This window comes from Aurantimonas sp. A3-2-R12, assembly GCF_036016755.1.
Taxonomy (GTDB): Bacteria; Pseudomonadota; Alphaproteobacteria; order Rhizobiales; family Rhizobiaceae; genus Aurantimonas; species Aurantimonas coralicida_A.
This window is the reverse complement of the sequence record NZ_JAYXIH010000007.1, coordinates 99255-120873: the sequence shown is the minus strand read 5'-3', so window position 1 is coordinate 120873 and position 21619 is coordinate 99255. Positions and strand designations below refer to the sequence as shown.

22 protein-coding genes, 1 tRNA gene, 1 pseudogene and 1 riboswitch are annotated in these 21619 nt (G+C 63.0%); of the genes and pseudogenes, 7 read left to right on the top strand and 17 right to left on the bottom strand.

Translation table 11 applies throughout. The features are described from left to right. The first annotated feature begins 2 nt into the window (after positions 1 to 2). Together VSX60_RS06010 and VSX60_RS06005 are read left to right on the top strand one after the other, a co-directional pair. The gene (locus tag VSX60_RS06010; protein WP_327623243.1) at positions 3 to 491 is read left to right on the top strand and encodes a UPF0262 family protein; all 489 of its coding nucleotides are present in this window, start codon (positions 3 to 5) and stop codon (positions 489 to 491) included. 108 nt (positions 492 to 599) lie between these two features. Continuing rightward, the gene (locus VSX60_RS06005) at positions 600 to 1055 is read left to right on the top strand and encodes an arsenate-mycothiol transferase ArsC (protein ID WP_327623242.1); all 456 of its coding nucleotides are present in this window, start codon (positions 600 to 602) and stop codon (positions 1053 to 1055) included. Positions 1056 to 1206: 151 nt separating this feature from the next. Here VSX60_RS06005 and VSX60_RS06000 read toward each other — a convergent pair whose 3' ends face one another. The 10 genes and pseudogenes from VSX60_RS06000 to thiB form a co-directional block, all read right to left on the bottom strand. Continuing rightward, the gene (locus tag VSX60_RS06000) at positions 1207 to 1710 is read right to left on the bottom strand and encodes a hypothetical protein (protein ID WP_327623241.1); all 504 of its coding nucleotides are present in this window, start codon (positions 1708 to 1710) and stop codon (positions 1207 to 1209) included. A 90-nt stretch (positions 1711 to 1800) separates the two neighbouring features. Next, a complete protein-coding gene (gene yihA, locus VSX60_RS05995) occupies positions 1801 to 2472 on the bottom strand; it encodes a ribosome biogenesis GTP-binding protein YihA/YsxC (protein WP_442873056.1) in 672 nt (223 codons plus the stop codon). 2 nt (positions 2473 to 2474) lie between these two features. Further along, positions 2475 to 3112, bottom strand: a pseudogene (locus VSX60_RS05990) (CatB-related O-acetyltransferase). 34 nt (positions 3113 to 3146) lie between these two features. Next, complete coding sequence (yidC, locus tag VSX60_RS05985; RefSeq protein WP_327623239.1) at positions 3147 to 4961, bottom strand: membrane protein insertase YidC; 1815 nt, start codon at positions 4959 to 4961, stop codon at positions 3147 to 3149. Beyond that, on the bottom strand, positions 4961 to 5350 hold the full coding sequence (gene rnpA / locus VSX60_RS05980) for a ribonuclease P protein component (protein ID WP_327623238.1): 390 nt from the start codon (positions 5348 to 5350) through the stop codon (positions 4961 to 4963). The genes yidC and rnpA overlap by 1 nt, the downstream gene beginning before the upstream one ends. 28 nt (positions 5351 to 5378) lie before the next feature. Beyond that, entirely contained in the window at positions 5379 to 5513 is a 135-nt protein-coding gene (rpmH, locus tag VSX60_RS05975; protein WP_206453065.1) for a 50S ribosomal protein L34, read from the bottom strand. Between the two features lie 232 nt (positions 5514 to 5745). Beyond that, entirely contained in the window at positions 5746 to 7269 is a 1524-nt protein-coding gene (locus VSX60_RS05970) for a M48 family metalloprotease (protein ID WP_327623237.1), read from the bottom strand. Positions 7270 to 7463: 194 nt separating this feature from the next. Continuing rightward, positions 7464 to 8201, bottom strand: a complete 738-nt coding sequence (locus tag VSX60_RS05965; protein WP_327623236.1) for a thiamine ABC transporter ATP-binding protein — start codon at positions 8199 to 8201, stop codon at positions 7464 to 7466. Continuing rightward, the gene (gene thiP, locus VSX60_RS05960) at positions 8198 to 9823 is read right to left on the bottom strand and encodes a thiamine/thiamine pyrophosphate ABC transporter permease (protein ID WP_327623235.1); all 1626 of its coding nucleotides are present in this window, start codon (positions 9821 to 9823) and stop codon (positions 8198 to 8200) included. The genes VSX60_RS05965 and thiP overlap by 4 nt, the downstream gene beginning before the upstream one ends. Positions 9824 to 9878: 55 nt before the next feature. After that, entirely contained in the window at positions 9879 to 10901 is a 1023-nt protein-coding gene (gene thiB / locus VSX60_RS05955) for a thiamine ABC transporter substrate binding subunit (protein ID WP_327623234.1), read from the bottom strand. 48 nt (positions 10902 to 10949) lie between these two features. Next, positions 10950 to 11048, bottom strand: a riboswitch (TPP riboswitch). A 122-nt stretch (positions 11049 to 11170) separates the two neighbouring features. Between thiB and VSX60_RS05950 the strand changes: the two genes are divergently transcribed. Further along, positions 11171 to 11809, top strand: a complete 639-nt coding sequence (locus VSX60_RS05950; RefSeq protein ID WP_327623233.1) for a thiamine diphosphokinase — start codon at positions 11171 to 11173, stop codon at positions 11807 to 11809. A 16-nt stretch (positions 11810 to 11825) separates the two neighbouring features. Here the strand turns inward: VSX60_RS05950 and VSX60_RS05945 are convergent, their stop codons facing one another. Genes VSX60_RS05945 through VSX60_RS05935 form a run of 3 tightly spaced genes read right to left on the bottom strand, consistent with a single transcriptional unit; the run spans position 11826 to position 14993 of the window. After that, a complete protein-coding gene (locus VSX60_RS05945) occupies positions 11826 to 12923 on the bottom strand; it encodes an HlyD family type I secretion periplasmic adaptor subunit (RefSeq protein ID WP_327623232.1) in 1098 nt (365 codons plus the stop codon). After that, positions 12910 to 13146, bottom strand: a complete 237-nt coding sequence (locus tag VSX60_RS05940; protein ID WP_327623231.1) for a hypothetical protein — start codon at positions 13144 to 13146, stop codon at positions 12910 to 12912. The genes VSX60_RS05945 and VSX60_RS05940 overlap by 14 nt, the downstream gene beginning before the upstream one ends. Before the next feature lie 44 nt (positions 13147 to 13190). Beyond that, positions 13191 to 14993 carry a type I secretion system permease/ATPase gene (locus VSX60_RS05935; protein WP_327623230.1) on the bottom strand — a complete coding sequence of 601 codons (1803 nt, stop codon included), beginning with the start codon at positions 14991 to 14993 and terminating at the stop codon, positions 13191 to 13193. A 336-nt stretch (positions 14994 to 15329) separates the two neighbouring features. Between VSX60_RS05935 and VSX60_RS05930 the strand changes: the two genes are divergently transcribed. Both VSX60_RS05930 and VSX60_RS05925 read left to right on the top strand, forming a co-directional pair. Beyond that, a tRNA-Arg gene (locus tag VSX60_RS05930) sits at positions 15330 to 15406 on the top strand. Positions 15407 to 15693: 287 nt separating this feature from the next. Further along, positions 15694 to 16167 carry a hypothetical protein gene (locus VSX60_RS05925; RefSeq protein ID WP_327623229.1) on the top strand — a complete coding sequence of 158 codons (474 nt, stop codon included), beginning with the start codon at positions 15694 to 15696 and terminating at the stop codon, positions 16165 to 16167. 368 nt (positions 16168 to 16535) lie between these two features. Here the strand turns inward: VSX60_RS05925 and VSX60_RS05920 are convergent, their stop codons facing one another. Then, positions 16536 to 17348 carry a hypothetical protein gene (locus VSX60_RS05920; RefSeq protein ID WP_327623228.1) on the bottom strand — a complete coding sequence of 271 codons (813 nt, stop codon included), beginning with the start codon at positions 17346 to 17348 and terminating at the stop codon, positions 16536 to 16538. A 983-nt stretch (positions 17349 to 18331) separates the two neighbouring features. Further along, on the bottom strand, positions 18332 to 18562 hold the full coding sequence (locus tag VSX60_RS05915; RefSeq protein ID WP_327623227.1) for a hypothetical protein: 231 nt from the start codon (positions 18560 to 18562) through the stop codon (positions 18332 to 18334). Positions 18563 to 19280: 718 nt separating this feature from the next. Here VSX60_RS05915 and VSX60_RS05910 point away from each other — a divergent pair. Together VSX60_RS05910 and VSX60_RS05905 are read left to right on the top strand one after the other, a co-directional pair. Beyond that, entirely contained in the window at positions 19281 to 19715 is a 435-nt protein-coding gene (locus VSX60_RS05910) for a hypothetical protein (RefSeq protein ID WP_327623226.1), read from the top strand. A gap of 125 nt (positions 19716 to 19840) precedes the next feature. Then, complete coding sequence (locus VSX60_RS05905) at positions 19841 to 20209, top strand: phage antirepressor N-terminal domain-containing protein (RefSeq protein WP_327623225.1); 369 nt, start codon at positions 19841 to 19843, stop codon at positions 20207 to 20209. Between the two features lie 586 nt (positions 20210 to 20795). Here the strand turns inward: VSX60_RS05905 and VSX60_RS05900 are convergent. After that, positions 20796 to 21149 (bottom strand): hypothetical protein, encoded by a 354-nt coding sequence (locus VSX60_RS05900; protein ID WP_327623224.1) that lies wholly within the window; start codon positions 21147 to 21149, stop codon positions 20796 to 20798. Positions 21150 to 21170: 21 nt separating this feature from the next. Next, positions 21171 to 21449, bottom strand: a complete 279-nt coding sequence (locus VSX60_RS05895) for a hypothetical protein (RefSeq protein WP_327623223.1) — start codon at positions 21447 to 21449, stop codon at positions 21171 to 21173. Positions 21450 to 21619: the final 170 nt, after the last annotated feature.

Genomic DNA, 21619 nt, shown 5'->3' with positions numbered 1-21619 from the left:
CGATGACCGGCGGCGGCGACCAGAAGAGCGGCAGGCTCATCGACATCGAGCTCGACGAGACCATCGGCCGGGCAACGCCGGACGTCGAGCACGAGCGCGCGGTGGCGATCTTCGACCTCATCGAGGAAAACGTCTTCAATCCGGCCGGCGCTCCCGAGGACGGCCGCTTCAAGCTCAAGCTCTCGCTCGCCGACAAGCGCCTGGTTTTCGACGTACGGGACGAGGTCGGTGAGCCGATCGTCGCGCATATCTTGTCGCTCACGCCTTTCCGCCGTGTGATCAAGGATTATTTCCTGATCTGCGACAGCTATTACGAGGCGATCCGCAGCGCGACGCCGCAGCAGATCGAGGCGATCGACATGGGCCGGCGGGGCATCCACAATGACGGATCGCAGACCCTGATGGATCGCCTGAAAGGCAAAATCGTCGTCGACCTCGATACGGCGCGCCGGCTGTTCACGCTGATCTGCGTTCTGCACTGGCGGAACTGAGCCCACGATGGCGCCGCGGACGAAACCGGCAATCGGCACAATATCTGGCGTATCCTGCGTGGCCCGACACGTCGGATTCCATGTTGTTGCAACAGCGGGGGGCGGCCAATGACAGCGGTCGACCCTTCTGGCAAGGTCGCGGTCTCGTCACTCTTGTTCGTCTGCGGCATGAACGCGATCCGCTCGCCGATCGCCGAGGCGATCGCCCGCTCGATCCTTCCCGCATCGGTCTACATCGCCTCGGCCGGCGTCCGCAGCGGGCAGCGCGACCCCTTCGTCGACATCGTGCTGGCCGAACGAGGTCTCAGCCTCGGCGACTATAGGCCGAAGCGCTTCGAGGAGCTGCAGGACGGCTATTTCGACCTGATCGTCACCATGGCGCCGGAGGCGCACCACGCCGCCCTCGACGCCACGGGCACCGCCTCGGTCGACGTCGAATTCTGGCCAATGCCGGACCCGTCCGTGGCTGACGGCAGCCGCGAACAGATTCTCGATGCCTATCGCGCCGTCTGCGACCGGATCGAGGCGCATATCCGCAGGCGGTTGCTGGAAAAGAACGGCTGATACCGCTATTGAGCAGCCCGCGATCAGACGCGAGCAGGTGAGGCGAGAATTCAGCGTTTTTCCACGCTCTCGTGGAGAGGTTGCAAGGGAATTGGCCGGCCCGACTGCCCGAACAAATTTTCAGCGCATAAATTGCTCAAGGCGATTTTCTTTACTCGAATCTTGGATTTAATAAATAAACAACGGTTAAAGCGATCGCGCCAACTATGTTATCATCATTATCGGCTTCAAAAAATAGCTTCTCACGGCTTATCATATTAACTTCGTATCCGTTTAGAAATAAGTTATCGTCGAGAAGATGTACAAATCCGTCTCCGATAATGTCACAATCGACGAATATCGAGTCAGATATTTCTTGACCCACTAATTTAGAAATATCAATTGTCCTCCCCACAAAAACCTGCTGTCCAGTTTTTGTGAAGGCATCTTCGTGAACAACACCATTTTTCCAAGCTACGATACGCGGCCAGAATAATAATATTACACCTAATAAAAGAAGAGCGATAGAAATGAGATTTTTAAAAACCTCAGGCATATCCGTAAAAACGACGGTGCCGTCCAGGATTTGATCGAATATAAAACCGACAATCTCATCCCAGAGCCCGGATATAGCACCCGCCAGCGATAGTGTACCAAGCAATTTCCGCATGTACATTCAGACAGAACCCTCAATACGAATGAGCCGACCCTCTGCAAAACACTTTCACGCCCGCTACCAATCCATAGGTTCTGAGGGCTTTCGCGCTCAGTCCGCCAGTGACTGGATCTCGGCCTTGAGATCGTCCAGCCCGACGCCCTTTTCCGACGATGTCGACAGGATTCGCGGAAACGCAGCCGGGCGTTTGGCGATCGCGGCCGCAGTCGCTTCGACCAGCTTGGGAACGGCTGGCGCCTTGATTTTGTCGATCTTGGTTAGGACGATCTGGTAGGAGACCGCCGCCTTGTCGAGCAGGCCCATTACCTCGGCGTCGTTGGGCTTGATCCCATGCCGCGCGTCGATGAGCAGGAAGACACGCTTGAGGCTCACCCGTCCGCGCAGATAGGAAAACACCAGCCGCGTCCAGGCGTCGACCTGATCCTTCGGCGCCTTGGCGTAGCCATAGCCGGGCATGTCGACCAGGGCGATCGGCGGCAGCTCCGTCGTCTCCCCGCCATAGCCGTCCGGCACGAAGAAATTCAACTCCTGCGTGCGTCCGGGCGTGTTCGAGGTTCTGGCCAGCCCCTTGCGGCCGAGCAGCGCGTTGATCAGCGAGGATTTGCCGACATTCGAGCGGCCGGCAAAGGCGATCTCGGGCGGGCCTTCCGGCGGCAAGAACTTCATCGCCGGGGCGCCGCGCACGAAGATCCAGGGCCGCGCGAAGAAGCGCGGGTCCGCCGCTTCCGGAAGTGTCTCGGCCTTGTCGGTTTCGTCAGCCATGGTCATTGCGCCTTCTCAAGCTCATCGATATCGCCACCCCGGATCGCACCGAGATTGCAGGTGATCTTGTCGATCGGCCAATCCCACCAGGCAAGCCGCAGCAGCCGCGCGATAGACGGCTCGCAAAACCGCAACCGGATGACCCGAGCCGGGTTGCCACCGACGATGCCATAGGCCGGCACGTCCCCGGTCACGACCGACCGTGCGGCAACGATCGCACCATCGCCGATCGTCACACCCGGCATGATCGTCGCGCCCTCGCCGATCCAGACATCGTTGCCGATGATCGTGTCGCCCTTCATGCCGGCGAGGATGGTCGAAAATCGAACCCCTCTTCCCAGCCATGGCCGAAGATATTGAAGGGATAGGTCGAGATACCGGTCATCGCGTGGTTCGCGCCGTTCATGACGAAGGACACACCGGCCGCGATGGCGCAGAAACGCCCGATGACAAGGCGGTCCCCCAGGAAAGGATAGAGATGGCCGACGCAGCGCTCGACGAAGTGTTCCGGTCCCGCCGGATCGTCGTAATAGGTGTATGCGCCGATTTCGATCTGCGGATGGTCGACGATCGGTTTCAGGAAACCAACCCGTGGATGCCCCTCCACCGGGTGAGGATCGTCCGGATCGGGTCCATGCATCGTCGGCCCTTCGCCTCTATCCGTCGGTGTCGGCTCAGCTCTGGGACGGTTTTTCCCGTCGCCGGAACAGGCCGCGCAGATTGTCCCACAGCTCGATCTTGGTACCGTTGCGCTTCATGATCACGCTCTGCTGGATGATCGACAGGAAGTTGTTCCATGTCCAGTAGATGACGAGGCCGGCCGGGAACGAGGCCAGCATGAAGGTGAAGATCACTGGCATCCAGGTGAAGATCATCTGCTGGGTGGGGTCCGGCGGCGTCGGGTTGAGCCGCATCTGGATGAACATCGTGATGCCCATCAGGATCGGCCAGACGCCGACCAACAAGAAGCTCGGCAGATCGACCGGAACCAGGCCGAAGAGATTGAAGATGCTGGTTGGATCGGGCGCGGCGAGATCCTGGATCCAGCCGAAAAACGGCGCATGCCGCATTTCGATGGTCACATAGAGGACCTTGTAGAGGGCGAAAAAGACCGGAATCTGGATCAGGATCGGCCAGCAGCCGGCCGCCGGATTGATCTTCTCCTCCTTGTAGATCCGCATCATCTCCTGCTGCTGCTTCTGCTTGTCGTCCTTGAAGCGTTCGCGCAGCTCGGTGATCTTGGGTTGCATGTTCTTCATGCGCGCCATGGATTTGTACGACTTGTTGGCGAGCGGGAAGAAGATCAGCTTGAGGACGACGGTAACCGCCAGGATGGCCAGGCCGAAATTGCCGATGAAGCGATAGAACCAGTCCAGCGCGTGGAACATCGGACGGGTGATGAAATAGAACCAGCCCCAGTCGATCAACTGGCCGAACTGGCGGATGTCGAGCGTGTCCTCGTAGCTGTCGATGACGTCGACGACCTTCGCGCCGGCGAAGGTGCGGTTGGTCGCGGTAGCGGTAGCGCCCGGAGCCAGTGTCATCGGATCGGCAACATATTCGGTCTGGTAGCGCGGCCGGTTGCCGGTCAGATAGAGGAAGCGCGACTGGAAGGGCTGCCCGGCCTGCGGGATCAGCGTCGTCGCCCAGTATTTATCGGTAATGCCGAGCCAGCCGCTGGCGACCTTCGGCGGCACGTAGCGCAGGTCGTCCTCGATCGCGGAATATTTGACTTCGGAGAGCCCGTCCTCGCCAAACACCCCGAGCAGCCCCTCGAACAGGACGTAGACGGAGGCCACCTCCGGCTTGGAGTAGCGGGTGACACGCCCGTAGGACGACAGGGTAACTGGCTGCGCGCCGTCGTTGCGCACCGTGTCTTCGACGGTGAACATGAAATTTTCATCGACGGAAATCTGCCGCGAGAAGGTCACGCCCGCGCCGTTCGTCGTGGTCAGCGTCACCGGCGTTTCCGGCGTCAGGGTCTGGTTGCCCTCGGCCTGCCAATTCGTCGTTGGACCGGGCAGATCGCCGGCATTCTGCCCGATATAGCCAAATTCGGCGAAATAGCCGGTCGGCAGGTTCTCGGGCGACAGCAGCACGATCGTCGGCGAGGTATCCTTGACGGTCTCATGGTAATTCTTGAGCCGCAGGTCGTCGAGGCGGGCGCCGGTCAGGTTGATCGAGCCCGACAGCGCCGGCGTGTCGATCGGGATGCGCGCACCGGAGGCGACGGCTTCTTCGCGGGTCGCCGGAACCGCCGCAACGGAACCCTCACTCGGCACGACGCTCTCGCGCCCCGCCGGCGCGACGACATTCTCCTGGGGGGTACCCGCCGGCGTCTGCGGGGTCTGCAACGAACCGTCGTTCTGAACCGTTTCTGTCGCTTGCCTCTGCGCGTCCATACGCGGGCTGACCACCAGAAACTGCCAGCCGACGAGAACCGCGATGGACAGCGCCATGGCGATCAGAAAGTTGCGGTTGTTTTCCATCAATCAGACCCCGATGGACGCCCTGGCGGACGCCGCTTCACTATGGTCGGATCGCGATCCGGCCGCTTCGCACGCGCAAACCGTCGGGACAATTCGTCCTTCAGGGTGGCGAAGGGCATGGCCAGCACCTCGCGCCGCGCGACGATCACATAATCGATGCCGGGCGCCATGTCAGCCTCGGCGTCAAGGCGGATCGCCTCGCGCAGCCGGCGGCGGATTCGATTGCGCACGACGGCGTTGCCGACCTTCTTGGTCACGGTCAGACCGACGCGGGGAGCCTCGCCATCGCCCCGATCAAGGGCTTCGACAAAGAAAAACGGGCCGTTCAAGCGACGGCCCTTGCGCGCGGCCAGAAATTCCGCGCGATTTCTCATCTTGCCGACGGCCATCGGAGATCGTCCGGCGGCCGCGACGTGACTAGGCCGAGAGCCGCTTGCGGCCCTTGGCGCGACGCGCCGCGATGACCTTCTGGCCACCGTTGGTCGCCATGCGCGAGCGGAAGCCATGACGGCGTTTACGGACGAGCCGGGACGGCTGATAGGTACGTTTCATCGTATCAATCCCGCGCTCGGATGCGCGGACCCTTCATGTGTTCCGAAATCTGGGTACGGAGCAGGAGGAAAGCGCGCAACAACCCGTCGCGCGGAACGCTGCCCACTCGTGTGGGCGCTTATAGGAAGGGTGGGGGGCAAAAGTCAATCGGCCGATGGCGCCTTCAAAGTGCGTCGCGCAACATGGCCGACGCGACGCCAAGGGCTTCATGGCTACGCCGTCGCCTCCGACACTATTCCGTGACGATCTTGTAGCGCCCTCCCGCGCGGACCTCTTCCCGGCCCTCAAGGCCGTTCAAAAGACGGAACATCTGCGATTTGCGGTCGACGCCGACCATGCGAGTCGCCAACCTTTCGGCCGTGTCTCCCGCCGCAGCCGTCACGATCCGTATTCGCAGGGGCTTGAGCGCGGCCTTTTCCGAGGCGCTGAGCAAACGAAAGGAACTGGCGACACGATCGGCGACGGTGCCGACGGAAGCCGCGGACGCGGCCTGGACGGCCGTCAGGAACCGATAGACCTGGCCGCCCACGCGAATGATCGTCACCTCAAAGGCGTACTCGCCCCCGCGCGCCCGCGCCGAAACCGCGTCCAGATTGCCGATCCGCCGTTTGCGGATGGTCGATGGATCAAGTCCGCCGATCCAGCCGCTGTTGACGTAATCGACGAGGCTGGTGGTTGCCGGCAGGGCCACACCATCGAACCGAATCGCGGTGTCGCCCGGCCCCGTCGCCATAACCGCTTCGGCGGTATTGTCGATAAGAAAGCCATCGGGAACCTCGAAGGTGATGCCGAGGCCGGGATGATAGAAACGCCGCTCGCGCACGTAACCTTCGGCAGCCGAGTCCCCGAACAGCATCCCGTTGATGCCCGACAGATACCGGTCGCGGTCGGTCGCGCCCGTACCGGACGGGCCATATTGGCGCGCGTGACGCGCGGCGAGGTCGATGCGTTGCGGCGCCGACGGATGCGAGGCGAGAAAATCGAGATTGGGATCGTTGGCCTGAAAGGCATTCCGGATCTTGGAATAGGAATCCATCGCACCCAGGAAGCGCGAAGCCGCAAACGGGTCGTACCCGGCGCGGGCGACGTGGCGGATCCCGAGCACATCGGCCTGTAATTCCTGCTTGCGCGAGAACTGAGCGAGATTCAGCCGATTGCGGGCGAGTGCGATCTCCCCGGCCGGCTCGCTGGCCAGAACTTCGTTCACGACGCGGCTGGCGATCTCGGCCGCCTGCTCGCGCTGCTGGCGCTCGATGCCGTGATTGGCGGTGACATGGCCCATCTCGTGACCGATCACGGCGGCCACTTCAGCGGAATCGTTGGCCAGCGCCAGCAGACCGCGGGTCACATAGACGTAGCCGCCCGGCAGCGCGAAGGCGTTGACGTTCGGAGAATTCAGAACGGTAATTCGGTAGGCGCGGTTCGGATCCTCCGTCACCGCCTGAAGCTTGCCGACGACCGTCGCCAGGGTTCGTTCGAGTTTCGGATCGGAATAGGCGCCACCATACGCCGCCAGGATCTTCGGATGCTGCGCCCGTCCGATGACCGACTGCGGGTCGCCCTGCTGGATGTTTTCGAAGGTGATCGGCTGGCGCGTCGCCGCATAGCCGGACTTGGCGTCGCGGCCGACATCGCCGGCCAGACCGTCCAGGCTCGCCTCCAACGACGTACACGCGCCAACCGCCATCAACGCGGCCAACGCCGCGCCGCGAAGCGCCGCGCGTGTCACACGCCTTGCGGACCAGACCCCGGACATCATTTCCATCGGTGCGATCACCGCCCCCGCCAATATGCCGCAGAAATTCAGCTCTGCCCTGTTCGCACAAGACCCTTAGCCGAAACGCCACGCTCCGCGGAAGGATCGATCCGCAACACGACGTCGCAAATCCGCGGCGCGCCCCCTCATCATGGATGCCTTCCCGGCTAACAAGCAAATTTGCCGGAAATGCGTCATGAATCAGAAACCTTTGTGCCGAGATAGCGGGCGACACGCGGATCGGTCCGGCCCGACAGGATCGCGCGCGTCGGCCCCACCGCGAGCACCACGCCTCGATCGAGGAATGCGACGCGATCGGCGTGGTCGGCCGCGTCGTCCGGATGATGGGTCACCATCACCACGGTCATGGGACGCGGCGCGCGTTCCGCACGAAGCGTCTTCAGCATCCCCAGCATTTCCTTGCGCAGCGCTGGCCCCAGCGCCGCAAAGGGCTCGTCGAGCAGCAGCAGCGGACGATCGCGGAGGAAAGCGCGAGCGAGCGCGACGCGCTGGCGTTCGCCGCCGGACATCGCGGCGGGACGACGGGCTTCGAAACCCGCAAGGCCGACGGCCTCCAGCGCCTCCAAGACGCGGCGCCGGTCGTCCTCGGACAGGTGAAGATTCGGGGCGATGCCGAGCGCGACGTTACGAAACACGTCGAGATGGGGGAACAGATTGTTCTCCTGAAAGACGATGCTGAGCGGCCGCTCGGCGGGGGCGACCCCGCTCATGTCGGAGCCGGCGATGCCGACCCGTCCCGAATCGGGGGTCGCGAAACCGGCCGCCAGATCGAGCAGCGTCGACTTTCCCGCGCCGCTCGGGCCGATCACCGCCAGCCATTCGCCCTCGATCACCTTGAGATCGAACCGCATGTCGCTGCCCTCATAGGCCAGGCGAACGTCTTCGAAGGATAAGGCCGGCACCTCGCTCATCGCTTTTCTCCCGCGCCTGCCAGCCCGCGCTCGGCCAGCACCATCAGGCCGAGGCACAAAATTCCGAGAATCAGCGCCAGACCGGCCGCGTCGCTGGTGCGATAGCTCCCCATGCGCTGCAACAGCAGATAGGGCAGCGTGACGAGGTCCTGGTTGCCGAACAGGGCGATCGCGCCGAGATCGCCGAGCGAAATCGCCAGCGCGAAGGCGAAGGCGAGGCCGAGCGCGGGACGCATGGCCGGCCAATCGACGAAGCGCAGCCGCGACAGGCCGGCGAGCCCCAGACTGTCCGCCAGTCGCCCGGTCGCCTGATTGGCGGCGGCCAGCGCCGGCCCGACGATCCGCACGATGAACGGCACGGCCATGGCGGCGTTGGTGGCGACGACGACATAAGGCGCGGCGGCGAAGACGTCGGTGACCTCACGCAACGCCAGAAACCAGCCGGCTCCGACGACGATCGGCGGCACCACGAGAACGAGGCTGGCGGCCGTCTCCAGCCCCTTGCGCGCCGTGTCTCGCCCACGACGAGCCCCGGACGGCGCGCCGCGCAAGGCTTCGAGGGCGAGGATCACCAGGACCGAGATGACAAGCGCCAGCGATGCCGCGGCAAGGGCGATGACCAGGCTGGTCAGCGCCGCGCGCCGGACCGCCGGATCGACGGCGAGCGAGACGAGGTCCGCCTGCAATCCGCGCACCAGAACCGCGACGAAGGGCGACAGGACGAAGGCTACTCCGAGCGACAGGATCGCGGCATCCATCGCCGCCCTCGCCCGGCTCGGCCGGTCGTAGCGCAGCGCCCGGCCGCCGAGCCCGAAACCAGCCGCGACATCGCCGCCGAGCCGGGTCGCGAACCACAGGATGATGGCGGTCAGGGCGATTTGCAGGAGCGACAGCGCGATCGCCCGGCCGGGATCGAACTCATAGCGAAGCGCCTGATAGATCGCGACTTCCAGCGTCGTCGCGCGGGGTCCGCCGCCGAGGACGAGGACGAGCGTGAAGCTCGTCACACAGAGCATGAAGACGAGGCTGGCGGCCGCCGGCAGGCTGGCGCGGATCGCCGGCCATTCGAGCAGCCGGAAGGTGGCGAGCGGCGTCAGGGACAATTGCCCGGCGAGCTTCCAGCTTTCGGCCGGCACGCGATCCAGCGCCGCCACCATCAGCCGCGCGGCCAGCGGCAGGTTGAAGAAGACATGGGCGATCAGTATGCCGGCAAGCCCATAGACGTCGAGGCGCGGCAGCCCGATCGCGGCGAAGGCGCCGGACAGCACGCCGTTGCGACCCCAGATCGTGATAATGGCCAGCGCCCCGACGAGAACCGGCAGCGCCTGCGGCAAGAGGAACAGCCGCAGCACCGCCCGGCGTCCGGGAAAGCGGGCGCGGTGGAGCGCGGCGGCCAGCGGCACCGCGCCGGCAAGTGACAAGAGCGTCGACAGCGCCGCCTGCTCCAGGGTGAAGAGCACGACGCCCCGGATATAGCGGTCGGCGAAGAGCGCCGGCAGATCGGGCACGGCACCCGTCGCCGCGAGCAGGAACACGAAAGCGCCGCCGAGAAAGACGATCAGGACCGCGGCGGCGGCAAAGCCGAGGCCGATGCGAAGGGTCCGGTCGGTGGCGCCGGTCATGGCCGCGCGCGCGAGCGAGCCCCGCCGCGCCGTCCACCGCGGACGCCCAGGCGCATCAGCGGCCGATCGCCTCGAGCCATTCCTGCGTCCAGGCCTTGCGGTTCGCCGCAACCGTCTCGGGATCGATGAACAGCGGCGTCTCCACCTTGACCAACCGGTCGAACGCCTCCGGCATTTCGATGCCGTCGATCACCGGCAGCGTCCAGTTGGTGGTCGGAATGATCGACTGGATTTCGGGGGTCAGCATGAATTTTAGGAATTGGCGCGCCAGATCCGGCTGATCGGCGTTCTTGAGCAGGCCCGCGACCTCGATCTGGAGATACTGGCCTTCCGAAAAGGCCGCGGCCTGATAGCGCTCGGAGCCTTCCTCGACCATGTGATAGGCCGGCGATGTCGTATAGCTCAGCACCAGCGGCACCTCGCCATTGGTGAACAGGCCATAGGCCTCGCTCCAGCCGGGCGTGACAGTCAGAATGCGGTCGGAGAGCTTTGCCCATTTGGCTTTCGCCTCCTCGCCATAGACCGCTTTCATCCATAAAAGCAGGCCGAGGCCCGGGGTCGAGGTCCGCGCGTCCTCGATGGCGATCTTCTGCTCGGAATCGCCGGACACGAGGTCGTCGAGGCTCTTCGGCGGATTGTCGATAGCCTCGGTGTCGTAGACGACGGCGAGATAGGAATAGTCGTAGGGCACGAAGACCGGATCGGAAAAGCCCGTCGGCACCGTCAGCTTGGACAGATCGACGCCGCTGTCGGCGAACAGGCCCGTCGCCTTGGCTTCGGGAATGAGGTCGGAGGTCAGCCCGAGAGCGATGTCGGCGTCGCTCGTCTCGCCCTCCAGCTTCAGCCGGTTGAGGATCGCGACCCCATCCTCCAGGCCGACGAACTTCAGGTCGCAATCGCAGACGGCCTCGAACGCCGCCTCGATCTTAGGCCCCGGACCCCATTCGGGCGTGAAGCTTTCATAGGTATAGATGGTGAGCGTCGGCTTGGCGTCCTGCGCCACGGCGGGAGTCACGAAAGTGGACAGCGCGGCGAGGACAGCGGCGCCAGACAAAAGTTGCGAACGGATGGGAGTCATGGCGGGGCCTTTCGATGCCGCGACGTCGGAAGAGCCGCGCCGCGAGGGCCTCGCGAACGCCCGCAATCCCTCCGCCGGTACGATCCGGATCAGGTTCGACGGGTTGGCGCGACGCCTCTCAGCCCGAAGGCACCCCGTGTGAGCTGCCGAAGATTTAGCGGCAAGCTCCGCCACCGGCAAGGGCAACCAGTCCGACGGCCACTGCTTCGAGCGGGTGGACACGTTTTCCCCCTCCCCTTCGCCGCTTCCACGCGCTAGATCACGGCGCCATGCGCTTCACGATCCTTCTTGCCGGCCGCGTCGATCCGACACCCGCCCTTGCTAATGCAGTATCCGGCACGCGAGTGATCGCCGCCGACGACGGAATTCGCCATGCCACGGCGTTGGGGCTCACCCCGGAACTGTGGGTCGGCGATTTCGATTCCAGCCCGGCGATTGCGGCCGGCGAATTCTCCGACATTCCCCGCGAGACCTTTCCGAGCGACAAGGACCAGACCGACGGCGAACTCGCCATCGACGCGGCGGTCGCTCGGGGCGCGAGCCGGCTGCTGCTTGTCGGCGCGCTCGGCGGTCCACGCAGCGACCATACCTTCGCCCATCTCATCCTGGCGCTGCGCTTTGCCGCGCGCGGCCTCGATGTCGAGCTGTTCGACGGCCGTGAGCATGGTTGGCCGCTGTCCCCGGAGCCGCGCCGCTTCGATCTGACCCCCGGCGCGCAATTCTCGATCCTGAAATTCTCGGATCTGTCGGGACTGACAGTCGTGGGCGCGAAATGGCCGCTGGCCGATGTCGACGTGCCGTTCCATTCGATCCTGACCCAATCGAACGAGGCGCTCGGCGAGATCGTCGTCGGGTTGCAGGAGGGCTCAGCGATGCTGATCGCCCAGGCCGACCCCACGGTGCGGTGAGGCGATGCCGAGCGGTTCAATCCTCCCGGAAGGCCCTTGAGAAACTGTCGGTGATGGGCCTGGCGAGATATTCCAGGAAGGTGCGCTCGCCGGTCGCGATATAGGCCTCCACCGGCATGCCCGGATAAATCTGGTCGCGGCTGATTTCGGGTGGCAGGTCGTCGATCATGCTGAGCCGGGCGGTGTAGTAGGGTTGCCGGGTGGTCTGGTCGATCAGCCGGTCGGCGGAAAGATAGGTGACCTTCGCCTCCACGGTCGGCGTGGTGCGCGTATTGAGCGCGCTGAACCGCAGCCGGGCCCTTTGTCCGAGCGAGATGACGTCGACATCCTGCGGCGAGACCCGAGCCTCGATGAGGAGATCTTCGCCGGTCGGCAGGAGTTCGAGGAGCTGATCGCCAGGCCCCACTACGCTGCCGGAGGCATTCACGCTCATCTTGATGATGATCCCATCGCTCGGCGAACGAACGATGATGCGATCGAGCACATCCTCGGCCGACCGCAGCTGTTCTTCGGTATCGGAGATCTGCGCCCGGATTTCATTGAGCTGCGTCACCGCGGTCTCGACGCGCTGCGTTTCGAGCCGCGCCAGCTGCGCCTGCGCTTCGACGATCTGGATTTTCGCCGCCAGAATGCTGGAAACACCCTGCCCTACCTGACCGACCAGATCTGCCTCGCTGCGAAGCAGCGCGGTATATTCCGAGCGATTGGTCAGGCCCTTGTCCAGCAGCGTGCGCTTGCGCGACACTTCCTCCCGAACGACTTCGAGTTGGCGCTCGATCGCCGTCTGCTGCGCGGTCATCCCCTCGATCTGCTCGCGGAGGGCCTGGACACGCTGGCCCATGATCACCTGTTCCTGGCGGTGACGGTCCAATCGGGCGGTGAACTCGCGTTCCTGCTCGATGAGAAGATCGCCGATGCCTTCTGTCCCTGCCAACTGACGCAACACCGGCGGAAACGACAACATCTCCAGGCCGTCGCGCTCGGAGGTCAGCCGCTCGGTCCGCGCCTCCAGGCCAACCATCTGTTTCTGCAGACGATTGCGTTGCGCTTTGGGAGCTGTCGGATCCAGGGCGAACAGCGCTTGTCCCGCCTTGATGCGCTCACCCTCGCGCACGAGGATGCTCCGTACGATCCCACCTTCCAGATGCTGGACCCCCCTGGTTCTTGCCGGCCGCCGCGACCACCCCCGGCGCGACCGCGGCGCTCGCCAGCGGCGCCAGTGCGGCCCAAGCCCCGAAGCCCAACAGGAAGATCGCCGAGAGCGCGACTCCCGTCACGGTGATCAGGCGTATTCCGGTCTTGACGTCGCTAGCCCAGCCGTCGCTGTTCTTCGTCATGGGTATCCGCTCCATTGTCGGCGACCGCGCCATCAAGCCGCCGGTCAGCTGTCAGCCGTCTCGGGGTTCCGCCCGCCGGCGACCACGGCCGGAAAACGCCCGGTGACGACCGGGAACGATGCCGGCGAGGCCTCCGCCCGATCGTTGGAAGCCGCCCGCGCGGCCTCCTGGGCCGCCTTCGCCTTCTGGACCTGGCGCGCGAACACCTCTTGCCGCGGCCCGAAATCCTGCACGGCCCCGTCGCGCAGGATCATGATCTTGTCGGCCCGTTCGGCAATCGGCCGGCGCTGTGTGACCAGGAGCACCGTCACCTTCGCCTCGCGGGCCGATGCAAGCGCCTTGTCCAGCGCCATCTCGCCTTCGGTGTCGAGATTGGCGTTGGGCTCGTCGAGAACGAGCAGCTTCGGCGATCCATAAAATGCCCGGGCCACACCGACGCGCTGGCGTTGTCCGCCGGACAATTGTTGTCCCGCCGGCCCGATGATCGTGTCATAGCCCTTCGGCAATCGCTGGATCAGGTCGTGAACCTCGGCTTTCCTCGCCGCATCGATGATTGCCTCATCATGCGCGTCGGGATCGAATCTGGCGATGTTTTGCGCGATCGTCCCCGGTAGGAGCTCAACGTCCTGGGCCAGATAACCGACATGGCGTCCGAGATTCTCCCTGTCCCAGTTGCGGATATCGGCCCCATCGACACGAATGGCGCCCGAACGGATATCGATGCCCCCGACGATGGCGCGCATGAGCGTCGATTTGCCGGCGCCCGAGGGACCAACCACCACGACGCAGTCGCCGACCGGAATCTCGGCCGAGATCCGTTTGAGCAACGGGTCGGCGTTCGGTGCATTGGGCGGAAACACGACGACATTCTCGAGCGACAGGCGCCCGACGGGATCGGGCAGATCGGTCGCGGCGGGCTTGGTTCCAAGCACGGCGAGCAGCACGCTTAGCCGGCCCCAGGCCTTGCGCGCATCGACGGCGGGCTTCCACCCGGCGATGACCTGGTCGATCGGCTGGAGTCCGCGACCGGAAATCAGCGAGGAGGCGAAGATCATCCCGGCGGTCATTTCGCCAGCCAGCACCAGATAGCCGCCATAGCCGAGGATGGCGATCTGCAATCCGATGCGAAGCGTGCGGGAGACACCGGCATAGATCGCATTGATGCGGTTCAGCCGGTCCTGCGCGTCGAGCGACCGCGCTTCCTGTCCGCCCCATGCTCCCACGACATTGCCCACCATGCCCATCGCCGTGATACTTTCGGCGCCGCGGGCGAAGGACTGCGCCGCGAGCATCGCGGCCATCGCCTGCTCGCCGGCTTCGCCGACCGGGCGCTGCATCGCGTGCTGATTGGCCCAGGCGAGCAAAGCCAGGACGGTCGCGCCACCCAGCGTCAGCCAGAAAAGATGCGGGTGGATGAAATAGAGAATCCCGATGAAGAACGGAACGAAGGGCAGGTCGAAATAGGCCAGCAGGGCGCGGCCGGATATGAACCCGCGGACCGTGGCGAGATCGCGCAGCGGCTGGACGTCGCCGAGCGAGGCTCGCGGGCCGCGCATCGCGCCGATGAGCGCCCGAGCGCCGGTCCCGGCCTCCAGCCGCGCGGCGATCCGGCCGCAGATCATCGAACGGATCGCGTCGACCGCGCCGAGCAAGACCAGCGCCGCCACCGCGATGACGGAAATGAACGCCAGCGTCTCGACGGAGGCCGACGACAGCACGCGGTCATAGATCTGCAGCAGATAGATTGGCTGAATCAGAAGCAGGATGTTGATGACGAAGCTGAAGACGATCAGAGCGATGAAGCCGCTGGCAAGATCAAGGCCGAAACGTCGATCATATCCGGTCAATTCGATCCCGCCCTGCTCCAGTTTTCACCAATGAGGTAACTCTCGATAGCACAAGGCCGTGGAAACCCCGACCCAAATTGCCGGTCACGCGACAGCGGTCGGAAGCCGGCCCCCACGAGACTTGCCTTGTTTCATTCAAACGCATTTACCGGGCAACGACAATACGGTCGCCCAGGCGCGCCCCGCGCCTGGGCGCCGTAGCGGCCGCGATCTCCCTGCGCGGGCGTGGGCCAGGCTTTGCGCGGCGGCCACGACGGGCGGCGGCGCTGGCCCAATCCGCCTCATCGAACAAGGCTTGGCGCCGGCGGCGGGATTCGATTATGGTGCGCCCGGCGTGGTCCCGTAGCTCAGCAGGATAGAGCATCAGATTCCTAATCTGAGGGTCACTGGTTCGAATCCAGTCGGGATCACCAACACAATCAGACATTTGCAGATTTCTCCGCGGCATGCGCTTCCCAGGAAGCCTTGTTGGGAAGCGCATGGGAAGCTGCGCTCAAAGAACTGCACAAGCGCGACGGAAGGGACATCTGGCTCCGCTCGGCCTGAGGATCCGCCAAGCCTACAGCGCCCGACCGGATGACCCGCTGACAATTGTGGCTACAGGCGCGCCGGTCGGACTAATCCCGCGAGCTGACGCACATGGACAATGGACCAGCGGTGCTTTTTACTCCCCTGAGAGCCTGACGGGGGAAATTGTTTCGTGCGTACAAAAGTATTTTTATTCGCTATAGCCGTCGCACTTCCGGGCTGCGCCGCGAGCCAGTCCAGTTTCTACGCAAATCCAGCGAAGCAAAACGTCTCAAGCTTATGCCGTGCTGTCGAGAAGAGCGGCGATCCGCAGTTTTCTCGCGACCTCGTAGCCGAGTTGATTTCGCGGGGTGTGACCGTGGAAGAGTGCCGGACGACCATTCGACGCGAAAACACGATCCTAGCTGGCGTTGCAATTGCCGGCGCGGCGGTCGCGGTCGGTGTGGCCGCAAACAATGGCGGCTTTGGTGGCGGAAACGGCGGCGGTTACGGCGGCGGTTACGGGGTAGCGTGGGACCAATTCCAAAACGAGTATCATCAGCCTGTATGGCGATGCCGCGATAAATCGAATGGTCAGTTCGTCGATGATTACCGATGCGGGGGTATGCCCATGACCGACTACACCTGGCCCGGGCCAAACTTGTAGCGTCAGACTGGCAATGGCTGCGCAGCTTTGTCACACGCCACCGTTAGTTGCATGCACACCGTGAAGATGCAACGGTTTCTCCACCGATCGGAGGAGGACCCCATGCGAACTTTCATGTCGACGCTCGCCCTATTTACATTCGCGCTTTCCGTCAGCGCCAGCGCCCACGGAGGCGGTTGCCGAAAAAGCTCTCCCCCAGGTCAGTGCTGCCATATGGAAACTCGAACCGGCACGGTTCACTGCCATTGATGATCGCGGCCGGCCAATACCTTGGTCGGCCCGCATCAACCGCCGACTGAAACCGCTATCGCAGCACGGCCGACCACGACCGAGATGGAAATCTCGCAGGACTGGCGAACCGTCGAGCGTCATTCTAAACGTTGGCGGTTCCAGATCCGAAACGCTTCGTTAAACGCCTCATCGCCAGATGCGCCCTTGTCTAGCGAGATCAGCGCTCGGCGGCCCGAAGCATAGGTGATCGGAATGTCGATCCACTGCTCGTTCTGCAGCAGCGCCATGTTGTCCTGCATCGCCTGGTCGAGATTGTTCAGTGCGATGATAAAGAAGCCGTCGGAAACCTTGCCCGCCACGCCGATCAGCGGCTCGCCGCGGGCTTGCTCAGTGGGCTTCAGCGCCAGCCGCTGGACATTGGCGACACTCCCGCCGCTGAAATTCTCCGGCGTCGTGAACAGGAGCTCGATGACGTGGCTCGCCGGCAGCGTAGAGTCCGCATTGCGCCGGATGGTCATGATCATCTCCAGATTCTCGTCGGGAATCTGTGCTTCCGCCCGGATCGCCGGCTCGGACGGTTGGCCTTCGGCCGGCGATTCGTTGACCACCGACCAGACGACGTCGCCGCTTTCCTGAGTGCCAGGAAGCGTCTCGGTCCGCTCTTGATAAAATAGTAGATCCTGAGGCCGAGACTGTTCGTTACCTCCTCGCGTCGCCAGTGAGTTGCCAAGCGCCGCCGCATCTGGCGAGCCCGATGGTTCACGGATTCGGTTGATACCGTAGGCCGCAATCTCCTCGGGACTGAAGACATGCATCTGATCCGCCGACGTTCGAAACATCGTTGTAAGCACACCTGCTGGCGCACCAAACCGATCGAGCGCTTCGATAATGTCCGAAATCGCGAGTTGCGCTCGTTCAAGATCTGGCGCTTCTAAGGAGATTTGATGCACGCCCAGACTTCCCATTGCAGTGCGGTCAGCGCCGGCAAGAAAAATGTACGAACACGCGGAGAAGCATATCGAATCTGGCGGTATTAGTGTCCCAAGTTGACGCTGTTGGACGTCGTCGGCGATTAGGAGAGCTTCTGAGACATAGCCGCCTGGACTGTTGAGAACTATCGTTCGCGCTCTTGGAGCGGCCCTCAAGACTCGCCGGAAATTCAGCGCCGACCTGTCCTCAATATCCCCGTCGAGAATGATAATAGTCGGCACGTCCGGGTCGTAAACAAAGGGACCGAACCCCTCAGGAGCAGCCCAAGCTTGATGGCTGGACAACAATACCGCCGCAGAGAGCGCCAAAAGACCTGCTAGTATTTGCCGCCCGCCTGTCATCGCCCAACCACCCGCGCCGATCGGAGTGATCAGTGCATAATGACGACCGCTATTCAACCGCACGCCGGTCTTATGAAATCCAATCCTTTATGCGCCTTCGGGGTCTGCTTCCACAAATGACGGGACGCTTCCGCCCATTCGCTCCGGGACTGGATTGCAGTGCGAATGGGGACATATTATCCGGCCTGATTTTGCCGAGATGGATGCTTCTCAGGAGGGCAACGAAAATGGATGATGCCGACGAGCCCCTGACGCTTGACGAAGCCTGCCGGGAAGTGTTCCGCGGGAAGATAAATCCCGCTACCCTGCGCGCCGAAGCTGCCCGGGGCAGACTGGAAATCGAACGTATCGGCCGCCGTGACTTCGTGACCCGGGCCGCCCTTAAAAGAATGCGAGAGCTATGCCGCGTTCATCAAAGGGAGCCCGTTCCCAGCCAGACAGGCCCGTGGAACGAAGGTGTATCCGAGACGGAGAGGTCAAACGCTGCACAGGCTGCGGCCCTGCGGGTCTCGCGGGAGTTGGAGGGGTCTCCTCAAAATTGAGACCCCCTGCGCGGCCGCAGGTTATCCCAAGTTTGTTTAACCGCCAGGAAGCCGCCGTGGCTAGGCAGGCTTCGTGCTGATCGCCCTATGGGTCGGGCAGTAGGACGAGCCCGGCGAGCGCTCCAAGTCGCAGTAGTGGGTTGCCATGTCCATGACGGTCCCACCCTCAGACAGCGGCCAGCGACACCCCGCCTTGTTCTCGACGATCGGGACGGGCGCCGAGCCGGGCAGGGGCTCGAAGGCATCGAGGGCGACAGCATCAATCAGCTTTTCAGATAGCGCCTGTTCCACGGCTCATCCTTCCCGCGCGTGTGATGCGTGAAAAACCTTCCCCTGGCACAACGAGGCGATTTCCAGCCGCTTGGCAGCCCTCGCGCGCGAGCGCGTATCGGTCGCTTAATCGTGCTGCCGGCACAAAACTCCCCCTAAATCCCTCTATTTTATTGGACGGCGGCCGGGTCACGCGGCGATCCGATCAGGCGCCGGTCGCGTATATCTGCGCCCTGTTCGATACCGGGGCGCCTCGAAGGATACCCCTAGACCCTCGTCCGTCTGATCGAAGGATATCCCGGCCGCTTCCATGGCTGCCGCGATCCTGTCGGCCGCCCATGCCGATCGAGGGAATGTCGTTTCGGATTCCACCCTGACGACGCTGTTGCGATGGACACCAGAGGCATCCGCCGTCTCTCTCACCGTCCAGCCGAGGATTGCCCGAGCCGCTTTGATTTGCCGACCATCGATAACCATTGCCGCACTCCGCTCGCGTTAGGGGCTGGCAAAACCATGCCTATGGCACCTAACAAACGTTATATCATAACCTAAGAGTTATGCGATGCGATCCTTCGCCCTTGACCCGGCGCTCAGCGGCACCTTGTCGATGGCTGAGGAGTATGATCGTAGCGTCGGAAAGTGCGTGATCCGTCAATCGGTTAATCAACTGACTGGTTTTGCGACGGGCGAGCGTTTGCCTGGGGCGGGCGTCTATCCGCCTCTACTTTAGAGGCGCCCAATGACCGCCGGCAGCCGCATCAAGGGCTGCGAAGACGGACGCCGCGCCCGGATACCCTGTCGGTCCCTTATCGGCCATATCGTCGCCGTTCCGTCACCGGGCGGCGGTTTTCTGGCGTTCCGGGGCCCGTCTCGGCTATCCGACATGCGCCAAGAAGTGGCGGCCACAAGTTTGTCCAAATCAAACCGTCACTTAGGAGGAGTGGTTGTCAACGCGACCTTGATTTGGGGGAGTTCGATGCAGACGGAATATCTGACGGACGATGCGTTCGCTCTGCTCGGGAAGATCCAGGCGGTCAAGCTCGCCCGCCATTTCGATCCGCCCGCTGCTTGGGAATTGATCGAGCGGGGGCTCGCGGACGTTAGGCAGGACCCCTTCAGGATCGTAATCACGAGCGCTGGGGAAGCGCACCCGGCAGTCTCGTCCCACTCCTGACCTTCGCCCATCGCTGTCAAGCCAGACCCGCCATCCCTTCACCAGGGCGGCGGCTTTTTGTTGTTTCACTGGCCGCTGAGATAACGGCGACTAGCCCAGCCCTCCCAGCCGTTGGCGCGGATTTTTTGCCATCCGCCGACGGCATAGGGCAGGAAGGCGATGCCGCATTGGTGCCGATCAAGTTTGGTCAGAACTCTCGACTGGGCGGAAGGGTATGCGCGAAGATTAAAGCTATTACCACAATCCAATTCCACGGCGCGACCCTGTTCGTGCAGCCGGGAGATTCCCCGGAGACGACGTTGGTCGCCATGAAGCCGTTGGTCGAGGGCATGGAATTGGCGTGGCAGCCCCAGCACAAGAAACTCTCGGAACACCCGGTGCTTTCCCAAGGTGTCACCGAAATCGTGATGCCTTCCCCCGGCGGCAATCAGTCGATGACGGCATTGCCGCTTAACCGGAGGATGTCGCCCGGTGCAACGCCGGCGACGCAGTAAAGAGCTGGCGAGACCATAGCGATGAAGTGGCTGTGGACCCACCCCGTCACATGACCCTCCTCGACCGGGCACCAGTTGCCCTTGCAAGACCCTGTCACCATGATCCCACAGGCGTCATGACGTTTTCTGCCGTGGATGGCGGCCTGCGCGTTGGGCTTGGCTCGGATGTTCAGACGGTCGTCGGTCGCAACGTTTATGACACAGTGCTCCTCACCTGGAACAACCTGACCAGCACGAGCGCCCGTTGCAGCGAGAGCAGAAAGGCCGCAAGCGGCTACGATTAGTCGGCAAGAATGGCGGGTCATGGCAGGCCCCGGAAATGAGAACCGATCACCCGAAGCTATCGGCGCCATCATGACTGGTTGATGAATGGTGCTAAGCGGAGACCCATTTCACCTTCGCCTCGATGCATAGAGTGCCCCAAGGCGATGCCGGTGATCCCGACAGAGCCGGAAAGAGATCGACGCCTGGATGCGGGCGCGGCTCTATCGTCAGGCGGCGGTTTCCTCATCGGCCGTTTCGATGAACGGGGACGATGGGCGGCGCCCACAGGACGGCCGCGGGGATGGTCCAGAATAGGTTGGGGTCAGTCATCAGGGCTTCCACACATTTCGCCGAGGAAGTTTAGGACCGGGAAAAACGCCGGCAGCGCCAAGTTCTTGGGGTTCCGTTCGATGAATTCTTGGACGCCGTCGAGAAGCACGCGACTGTTAATTTTGGAAGACCGCAGGCACTGATCGTAATGAAAAACGAGCTTGTTATGGTCATCATCCTTCACCACGATTCCCGTCATCATCGCTACGACACCCCAAGCGTACCCTTCAGTAAATCGTCCGTCCTGCATCAACTCAGCGCCGGTTAGCGCTATGGCCGGCGTTGTTGCTGCAAACGGTCCAGTGAGAAAGGTCGCCGCAATTACGGCACGGAAGGCGTCAGTCATCCCCATCCCTTCGAAGCGCCATCATTGGCAACGCTCGACGAGCAGATCCGCACCCCATGTCAGGAACGTGTGGCCGTCGAACTCGTGAACCTCAAACGGCGTGCCGCCTTTTTCGAATTCATCCGGTTCCATCGGGTAGGCGACGCGGCGATCCATGCCGGTGCCGACGCTTCCCGTAGAGTAACGGTGCGTCTTGCCTCGAATGCTTAGAAGCGCGTCGTTCTGCTCGAAGGACACCGAAACCGTATCGTCCTTCAAATTGACAAACCTGCATTCCGCAGACGCCGCCGTGACGCTCAAGAGTGCCGCCGCAGCGACTAGCAATGCTCGCATTGGTCCCCGCATATTAGGTTCGGCTCCAATCATATGTCGCACCTTCAGCAACCTCCGCCCGGCACAGCCATCCGTGAACGGTACACAGATGAAAGCCGGGAGGCGAACCAATTCAAATGTCATTCCGGGGACTCATT